Origin of the sequence: Kocuria sp. CPCC 205263 (genome assembly GCF_040981075.1) — a bacterium.
GTDB classification, from domain to species: domain Bacteria; phylum Actinomycetota; class Actinomycetes; order Actinomycetales; family Micrococcaceae; genus Kocuria; species Kocuria rosea.
In genome coordinates this window covers 1-8,106 of sequence record NZ_JAVKPV010000024.1, presented here as the reverse complement: position 1 = coordinate 8,106, position 8,106 = coordinate 1, and the positions used below count along the sequence as shown (strand labels likewise).

Genomic DNA, 8,106 nt, shown 5'->3' with positions numbered 1-8,106 from the left:
CCACCGAGCCCACTCCGCCCTCGGAGGCCGGCCACCGGTCACCCGACTGACCAACCTCCCTGGACATCACACCTAGACCGCTCCCGGCACCAAGAGGCTATAACTGTGCAGCACGACGTCGTACTCGGGATGGTGCTGCGCGATCAGATCACCACCGGCGCCGTGTTCTCCCAGGACGACTACGACCCGCTCACCGGACCGTGGCGCCAACAGATCCGCGCGATCTTCCCCCACGACAAGGACCTGTTCCAGCTCGTCTCCTGGCCCCTCCCGGCAGGCCTCGCGGTGCGCCCAGACACGGGCGTACCACTCCGGTCCTCTCGTCCCGACCAGGAATAATGAACCCTGGGGCCTTTGAACCGCTCCCTCTAGAACCGCGCCGACTATCCCCGCAGGTCACGCCCTCCTCTTCCCCCGGAGATCCCTCATGTCCGCTTCCCCCAGCCCGCACGCCCTTCTACTTCTCGCCGGCGGTGCCCGGTGACACCCGAGGCCCTGACCCCCATCTTGCTGGCCGTGGCCGGAGCCATCCTGGCAACCGCCGGACTGCTCGTCATCGCCAGCCACCGGCGTAGAGCCTTCACCGTCCTCGGCGTACTGGCGCTGCTGACCGGTGTGGTGGCCATCTCGCCCACCACCGCATCCAACACCGCCAGCACCGCGATGACCGCCACCTCCGAGACGATCACCGGACTCGCCGACCGCGCCGGGCCCGACCCGGATGCCCGGGAGGTAGTCGCCGTGGAAACGCCGTCGGTCCCCTAAAAACCCTGCGGCGCGCTCCTTCTCGGGGCGCGCCGCACACATGGAGTGCACTGGAGCTGCTGATCGGCTCCCGACTTGAAACCCACCAGGAGCACTCCGTGACCATCGCACCGACCCGCACCCGCCCGCTCTACGGCCTCTCCCACCGCGCCCATTCCCTGGGTGACGGCGAAGTCGAGAACCTCGTGGAGTCGCTATCCACCTCCTCCGTCCTGGCCGAGTCCTGGGCCATGCCCCAACTGCAACGCTGGAGCGCTAGGTGGGATTACCGCAGGAACCGGTAGGCACGGATGTTGAGGAGGCGGGAGTTGGCTGCGTTGTCGGGTCACTGGCGTCCTACACCTGTCCAGCATCGCCTCAAACACCCGCTCGTTGGCGCGCAAGATCCCACGTCGGTGTCGGTCAGGACGGCAGGAATCTGCCCCGGTACAGCGTCGGTCCGAATCCCACCTCACCGTGGAATCGTGCATCTGATGCAGGAAGTCCACGCTGACCAGCGCCGTCGCAACACTCCGGTAATCGATCCGACGTCCAGCACAGTCCGGCGAAACGGGGTGCGCCGCGGAACCGCAGCAGAATCAGCCGAACGGGAGCTCCCCCAGGTGTGAGAACTCCCGTCGGTCAACGGCCTTTAACCGGGCCATATGTAAAGCGAAGGAATCAGTGCAGTTCTTGGCTTAACCACCCATGAGCTGGCCCTCTACTCGATCCTTCCTGGATCGAAACGGGGGCTGCCCGGTGGTTCAGACGCGCGAGAAGCACTTCCACCGAGGAGTGGAACAGCACACCCATGATGTTCGGGTGCAGCACACCGCGGGGGTCGGTGTCCCAGGTGGAACGATCGGGCCCTCACGAGCTAGTCAGCGAGGTGGTCCAGGATGGCCTTGGCGACCGCGTCCGGGGAGTCCTCGGTGGGGATGTGCTTGCCGTTCACCTCCACCAGGTCCGCCCCCGGGATGTCCTTGACGTAGCGGCGGGCGTAGCCGATCTTCTGGAAGTCATCGTCGCGGCCCCACACCAGACGGGTCGGCAGTGCCGCCTGCTGCAGGGCGGGCACCAGCTCCATCGTGTACCGCGGGTCCGCCGCGGCGGCCAGCGCCGTCCAGGACCGGACCCGGGCCGCATCCCGCCAGGGCGAGAGGTAGTCGTCCAGCTCCTCCTTCCCCAGTTGCCGCAGGACGCTCCTGCGGGTGGAGGTAGCGCGGGCCTCGAGCAGGTCCTCCACCGTGGTGGCCGCCCGCACCTGCGGGTCTCGGAAGCGTTCGACCGCCGGCACCGGCCAGGAGTCGAACATTACGGAGTTCATCAGCACCAGCCTGCGCACCCGGCCGCTGGTGGCGGCCATATGCTGGGCGATCCCGCCGCCGATGTCGTGGCCGGCCAAGTCGAACTCCTCCAGGCCCAGGGCGTCGGCCGCGGCCAGCGCCGTGTGGGCCAGGGCCGGGACGGTGGCGTGCTCGACGTCGAGTTCCCCGCCGCTGGCACCGAACCCGGGCAGGTCCAGGGCGAGGCATCGGGTGGTGCGGCCCAGGGCGGGTAGCACCGGCTGCCACACCCGGCTCCAGAAGGTGCCGTGCAGCAGCAGCAGGGGCCGGGCCTGCGGCTCTCCGGCGACCAGGCAGGACAGTTCGGTGCCGTCCACCTCGACCTGGTCACGAGATACGAGATGGGTCATGCGATCCGCTCCTGTTCCGGTCCGCGGGACGGAAATCCCACACTGTCGAGGCCATCGACCCTCGACTCAGAATCGATCAGCAGGCTTTGCACTTTACGGGCATCCTGCCCACAGAACAACGGCCGGCTGATCCAGGCATCGAAGGAGCCTCTCGCGCAACGAAACTGGTCGAACCAGAAGGGATTGAGCCGCTCTGGGCGAACACGAATCCCTGCTGCCTCATCGCCTGTCATATCGTTCGACCTGATTTTCTGCGGTCACCGGTAGATACCTGAACCATCCAGAGCCTGCGTACCCAATCGGCCTACTGGGCGGCATGAGGTGATTTCTGGCTCTCACCGGGGTCAATGCGGACCTCAAGAGTGGCCGAGTCTTTCTGCTTCGCCAGGACCGACGATGCGTACGGGCTGGCCGCGCCATGACACCTGCCCCTATTGTCAGCAGGGTGATGGTGTTCTTGAGGTGCGCTTATGCCTGACTGGCCGCCCTGGCCGGTTACCTGCTGCTCGACGGGGCTGGGCCTGCCACGCTGGCCTTCGTCGACGCCCTGGCGGCCGGGGCGATCCTGGCGATGATCACCGACACCATGATCCCGGAAGCCTTCGAGAAGGCTGCCCTGCACTCCGGGCTGATCGCCACCCTGGGCTTCCTGGCCGCCTTCAGCCTCCACACCCTGGGCTGAGCGGCCACACTCATGAGCGCACCACCGAACAGGAGACGATATGACCACGGAGATCAGCATCGCCCAGAGCGTGTGGGTCGCCGCGGGCCTGACTGTGGTGCTGGCCGGGCTGCATCTGGCCGCCCCGCACATCCGCAAACTACCTTTCGTGCCGGAGCGCTACATGGGTTCCTTCGCCGGCGGGCTAGCGGTGGCCTACGTGTTCCTGCACCTGCTACCCGAGATCGCCGCCGGCATCGAGGAATAGAAGGTCTACGGCCGGCTCATGGGCGGTGCATCGCAGCCACGGGTATGGGACCGGTAGACCAGGAGTCGATGGTGAGCTTGCCCCCGAAGCCGATCAGCACCACCCCGGTCACCCGGTCAATGGCTGCCAATGACCGCGGGGGGTTCAGCCAGCGACGGGCATAGCCACTACCGAGGATCAGCACCACGCACCAGCTCAGGAACAGCACACAATGCACCCCAGCCAACACCGCGCCCATCAGCAACGGGGAGGCCCCGGCGGGCAGGAACTGCGGAATCACGGCGATGTAGAAGGCTCCGGCCTTGGGATTGAGCACATTGCTGCCGAGACCGAGCAACCATCCCCGCCACCGCGACGGGTCCCGCGCAGGGACCCTCGGCGCCGCGACCACCTCGTTCGGAGACGCTCGGAAGGACTTCCAGAGCAGTGATGCCCCCAACCACAGCATGTACACCGCGCCGGCGATGGTGAGCACCCGGTAGGCCGTCTGCGAGGCCGTCAGCAATGCGGAGATGCCCGCAGCCGCAGCAATTCCCCACAGCATCACCCCGGTAGCCACGCCGATTGCGGTAGCCGTGGCGTAGCCAGGGTCACGCGCAAGGGAAGCGCGCAGGACCAGCGCGGTGTCGACTCCGGGCACCAGAGTCAGCAACCCGGCCACCACAGCGAACCCCGCAACAGCATCGAGGACCGTCACACCACCAGCGTAGGACACCCCCCCCCCCCACGGAGCGGCGCGCTATCGCGGAAGGGACTGTCTGAACAACGGTGTGCGGGGCCCGGCAGGTCGGTCACTACTTGCCGGGTTCGTGGGCGGCTGGTGTCGCAGGTCAGCGCCACTTTCGGTCACAGTTCTCGGCCGTTGCGGTCCAGTGGCGAGGATGGACCATGAGCCGACATGAAGCCGCAGACGGCGGTGGGGGCCCACGGGGTGCGGTGCCGCACGGCCAGGCCGACGGCGGGCCCGGTGTTATCGGCGCGACGGTGGAGCAGTTGCACCTGGGCCAGCGGGTGCAGGCCCAGCTGCGCGGAATGGCGCACTGGACGGGGACGGTGGAGACGGTCGCGGTCGCGTTGGGTGTGGTATGGATCCGTGAGGACGGGCTGGGGGAACGCAAGCTCCTGGACCTGCGGGAGTACCGGATACACCCTGAGGATTTCGCCGATGGGTGACCTGGACCGATCTGCCTCGGCAGACTCCTGCACTCAAACACGCCAGACACCTCCGCACCGCACTCGATGTGCCGACCGGTCCTTGCGCCGCCTTCTACGGCCTCACCCGGGAGGGGGCTGACGATCGGGCCATCTGGGCCCAGCGCGGGCGGAGCTTGCCACGGAGATGGGCCCCGTACGCGACTGGTCAGGTGTTGGTCTCCGGCCGGCCCAGCATCGGTGCTGTCGTCCGGTGCGTGGAGAGCGCAGAGGAGTGGTGATGGCTGGGGCGCCGCGCGGCTCAGTTGCTGACGGCCGGGGCGTTCGTGATGTGGCGGGCATCGAGGAGCTGGGTGACGGCGAAGGCGGCGATGTCGCCGGCGGCCGCAGAAGATCGGAGGGCGTCGTGGCCGAAGTATCCGACGTACTTCAGGCCGTGTCCTCGACCCGGGGTGTGGCGCAGGAACCGCACGATCGTCCAGTCCAGATCCGTACCGGTGACCGTGACCATCATCTGCCGCATCTGCCCGTGCACGCGCGGGTGCAGGGTCCTCAGCAGGGCCCGGTGCGCTCTCACCACCGGGGTGGGGTGCTCTTTCGGGCACAGCCCGACCGCGGGACTGCCCAGGCCGACGTAACGATGCACCCCGTGGTCCTGCATCGCTGCCACCACGTGGGCGGTGCCTTCCAGCAGGTGTGCACCGGGACTATCCAGGCGCGGATCGAGCGCGTTGACCACGGCCTCGGCCCGGGCAACGGCTGCGGCCACGGCCACCGGGTCGGTGAGCTGCCCGCCCACCATCTGCACCCGGGGCCCCCAGGTAGTGGGTACCGTGGCAGGGTCCGAGACGAAGACCCGGGCTTCATAGCCGCGCCAGATCAACTCTTCGACGACCTTGCGGCCGATGTCGTTGTCAGCCCCGAAGACGGTCACGCGCATGGGGTCCCCCGATCCCTCGAAACATGCACACGCTGCGCTTCCAGCCTAGGCACGCTGGCGGGCTGCGCCGAGGGGAACCGAACGGCCTCCCTCCTGACCGGCCACGATGCCGGACCGGAGTGTGTCATCTTCGAGCACTGGCACCCGTTCCGCGGATGATCAGGTTTCCAGCGTCCCCGGAACGGAGGACAGCCAGCGTCAGGGCAGCCCCCGCACTCCCGCCACGGCAAGGCGGCGCTCCAAAGGTCTGGTCCCCCGACCGCAGAGCCGACGTGGAACCCATCGTGCAACGCCGCCGGTAGGTAACGCCCACATCGTGGCGGTCGTCGGCGCGGGTTCCTGCGAGGGCAGGGAGCATGGCCGCTTCAGGCGGTTATGGGACGCCGGATCCATCCGAAGGTCCACAAAGTGCTGTAGCCCTCGGAGATCGTGAGGACCTCACAGCCGCCCCGGACTCGGCGGCGTTTGCTTGCCCGGCTCCTGCCTTCAGGTGTTCCCGCCGGTGCTGGCCCCGCGTCACGATGCCTTGTTGTGCTTCCGGAGGGGCAGGAGGGTGCTTAGGGTGACTGACCATGGATGACGTTCAGCGTGGTGGCCTCACTACCGCTGATGCTGGGGCGGCCGCCGAGGCCTTGGGCGGGACGGTTCGGCGCGCCCAGGTCCAAGCTCCCCTGGTGGGGGCCTTCGAGCTGGCCCTGTCCTGGACCATGGCCGGGCCGGTGAGTGTCCTACGCGCCCAACTCAGTTCGCCCTCGTGGCTGCGGGTCGGCATCGACCCGCCGGAGACCCTGGGCATCGCCCACATCACCGGCGGCCGGCTGCGGGTGGAAGCCGGCCGGGACCGGTTCCGGGTCACCGAACAGCCGCGCCTGCTGCCGGAGGGGCGTTTCGTGTCCACCATGGAGGGCACCGACCTGGCCATGCTCGTCGTGGACAGCGCCTGGTTGCAGGACCACGCGACCGAACTGCTCCAGCGCGAAGACTTCCGACTGCACTTCACCGGCACCGCCCCCTACAGCGAGGCCGCCGCCATCTTCTGGGCGGCCACGGTGCGTCACTTCCAGGAGGAGGTACTCACCAACCGTGCAGCGATGAGCCATTCCCTCATCCGTGCCGAGGCGTACCGCAAGATCGCCACGGCCCTGCTGTGGACCTTCCCCAGCACCTTCCACGACCATGACCTACCCGGTACGGACTCCAGCTCCCTGCCCGGGCCTGTCCACCGGGCGGTGGCCTTCATCGACGAGCATCTCGCCCAGCCCCTGGGCCTGGCCGAGATCGCCGCCGCGGCCCGGCTGTCCCCGCACGGACTGGTGCTCGCCTTCCGCCAGCACCTGGGCACCACCCCGGGGCGCCTACCTGCGCACGGCCCGCCTGGACGCCGCCCACCACGACCTGCTGGCCGCTGACCACACCCATGGAGACACGGTTGCAGCAATCGCCCACCGCTGGGGCTTCACCAACCTGACCTGGTTCACCACCGAGTACCGCACCCACTACGGGTGCACCCCGACCAGCACACTGAACACCTAACCTGTCCCCGTTACTTGGCGGCGTCCGTCGACGGAGGGCCCGAGCCGGGGCCGCGCCACCTCAGAGTGGGGTCCGCGAACACAGCGACAAGCATGCCTCCTATCGATGGTCTTCAGATCTACGTGGGCCGCAGCGATCGGCGGACGAGGCCGCCGGCACGGTCGTGGACGACGATGCTGGCGGCCCCGATGGGCCTGCCCTGGCCCCCGTTGTGCTTGTCCCCCCATGCTGCTTCCCATGACAGTGCAGAGGCGTTCCCCGTTTGATCGGTTGCAACGTAGGCATACGGGAGTGGTGAATAGATGGCTGTGTGGGCAGAGAGCTGCGGTTGCCGGAAGCTGCGGCTGCCACGCTGGTACCGCGCGCCGGGTGCGGTGCACCGGACCCTGACCGCAGAGCCTCAAGAGCGGTCGCGCCTCCCGGGCTTGTCCCACACGCACAGAGTCACAGGCTCGAGAGCAGATCCGAGGACCTCAACTTCCTCGGCGGAGATCAGCACCCCGGGGCTGTGCCCATCGGCCTCGTAGCGCACGATGACGACCATGCCCAGATCGACCGGTTCGTACGGGGCGCACAGCACGATCTCACCGGCACGCAGGTTCAACCCAACCCGCCCGGTGCGCATCCGGCACCGGGACAGAACGGAAATCTCCACCGACGGGGTGGCATCGAACACCATCCCCACCCCGATGCCAGGCGGCACCTGGACAGCCTTGGCATCAGGGATCGGGGACAACGGATCGGAGACGATCATAAGGGCCTCCGGGTGGTCGAGCGCACCGGGACCTACATAAGGTCCGAGCGTCGGATGGGGGATGCTCGACAACGCTGTCTGTTCCAAAGCCTAGAGACACCCATCACACAAAGAAAGCAAGCTGTCGAAGTCGTAACAGGATCTTCACGCCGCCTTCTTATGATGTCCACGCAGACGGTGGCCCTAATAAGAAAGCTGCCGCGCATCGTGACGGGACAGTGCCCCGGCCGCGGCCCCTTGAATGATGACGGCTTGGGAACCACGGGTGCGCGCTCGGACGTTCCAGCCCGTACGCCAGAGTGGAGAAGCACGAGTGTTCCAGATCCTGATGCTGACCGACGCGGACGGACCTTCGGCA

At 67.6% G+C, this 8,106-nt stretch carries 11 protein-coding genes; 7 read left to right on the top strand and 4 right to left on the bottom strand.

Going from position 1 to position 8,106, the window contains the following annotated elements:
• The first annotated feature begins 105 nt into the window (after positions 1 to 105).
• The 3 genes from RF647_RS18840 to RF647_RS18830 all read left to right on the top strand — a co-directional run bounded on the left by RF647_RS18840 (position 106) and on the right by RF647_RS18830 (position 1,049).
• Positions 106 to 339: a hypothetical protein gene (locus tag RF647_RS18840; protein WP_368813065.1), complete on the top strand. Its 234-nt coding sequence runs from the start codon at positions 106 to 108 to the stop codon at positions 337 to 339.
• Positions 340 to 480: 141 nt separating this feature from the next.
• Complete coding sequence (locus RF647_RS18835) at positions 481 to 765, top strand: hypothetical protein (RefSeq protein WP_368813064.1); 285 nt, start codon at positions 481 to 483, stop codon at positions 763 to 765.
• Positions 766 to 863: 98 nt separating this feature from the next.
• Positions 864 to 1,049, top strand: a complete 186-nt coding sequence (locus RF647_RS18830) for a hypothetical protein (RefSeq protein ID WP_368813063.1) — start codon at positions 864 to 866, stop codon at positions 1,047 to 1,049.
• Between the two features lie 572 nt (positions 1,050 to 1,621).
• On the opposite strand, the gene RF647_RS18825 is transcribed toward RF647_RS18830, so the two are convergent.
• Complete coding sequence (locus RF647_RS18825; protein ID WP_368813062.1) at positions 1,622 to 2,440, bottom strand: alpha/beta fold hydrolase; 819 nt, start codon at positions 2,438 to 2,440, stop codon at positions 1,622 to 1,624.
• 722 nt (positions 2,441 to 3,162) lie between these two features.
• Here RF647_RS18825 and RF647_RS18820 point away from each other — a divergent pair.
• A complete protein-coding gene (locus RF647_RS18820; protein WP_368813061.1) occupies positions 3,163 to 3,369 on the top strand; it encodes a hypothetical protein in 207 nt (68 codons plus the stop codon).
• Between the two features lie 16 nt (positions 3,370 to 3,385).
• Here the strand turns inward: RF647_RS18820 and RF647_RS18815 are convergent, their stop codons facing one another.
• Positions 3,386 to 4,066, bottom strand: coding sequence for a LysE family translocator (locus RF647_RS18815; protein ID WP_368813060.1), 681 nt, complete (start codon positions 4,064 to 4,066; stop codon positions 3,386 to 3,388).
• A gap of 191 nt (positions 4,067 to 4,257) precedes the next feature.
• Here RF647_RS18815 and RF647_RS18810 point away from each other — a divergent pair, with 191 nt between their 5' ends.
• Positions 4,258 to 4,542, top strand: a complete 285-nt coding sequence (locus RF647_RS18810; protein ID WP_368813059.1) for a hypothetical protein — start codon at positions 4,258 to 4,260, stop codon at positions 4,540 to 4,542.
• Between the two features lie 280 nt (positions 4,543 to 4,822).
• Here RF647_RS18810 and RF647_RS18805 read toward each other — a convergent pair whose 3' ends face one another.
• Positions 4,823 to 5,461 (bottom strand): NAD(P)H-binding protein, encoded by a 639-nt coding sequence (locus RF647_RS18805; RefSeq protein WP_368813058.1) that lies wholly within the window; start codon positions 5,459 to 5,461, stop codon positions 4,823 to 4,825.
• 572 nt (positions 5,462 to 6,033) lie between these two features.
• Here RF647_RS18805 and RF647_RS18800 point away from each other — a divergent pair.
• Both RF647_RS18800 and RF647_RS18795 read left to right on the top strand, forming a co-directional pair.
• Positions 6,034 to 6,870 (top strand): hypothetical protein, encoded by an 837-nt coding sequence (locus tag RF647_RS18800; RefSeq protein WP_368813067.1) that lies wholly within the window; start codon positions 6,034 to 6,036, stop codon positions 6,868 to 6,870.
• Positions 6,821 to 6,994 carry a helix-turn-helix domain-containing protein gene (locus RF647_RS18795; protein ID WP_368813066.1) on the top strand — a complete coding sequence of 58 codons (174 nt, stop codon included), beginning with the start codon at positions 6,821 to 6,823 and terminating at the stop codon, positions 6,992 to 6,994. Before RF647_RS18800 ends, RF647_RS18795 begins: the two co-directional genes overlap by 50 nt.
• A 400-nt stretch (positions 6,995 to 7,394) precedes the next feature.
• Here the strand turns inward: RF647_RS18795 and RF647_RS18790 are convergent, their stop codons facing one another.
• Positions 7,395 to 7,748: a hypothetical protein gene (locus RF647_RS18790; protein ID WP_368813057.1), complete on the bottom strand. Its 354-nt coding sequence runs from the start codon at positions 7,746 to 7,748 to the stop codon at positions 7,395 to 7,397.
• Positions 7,749 to 8,106 lie beyond the last annotated feature (358 nt).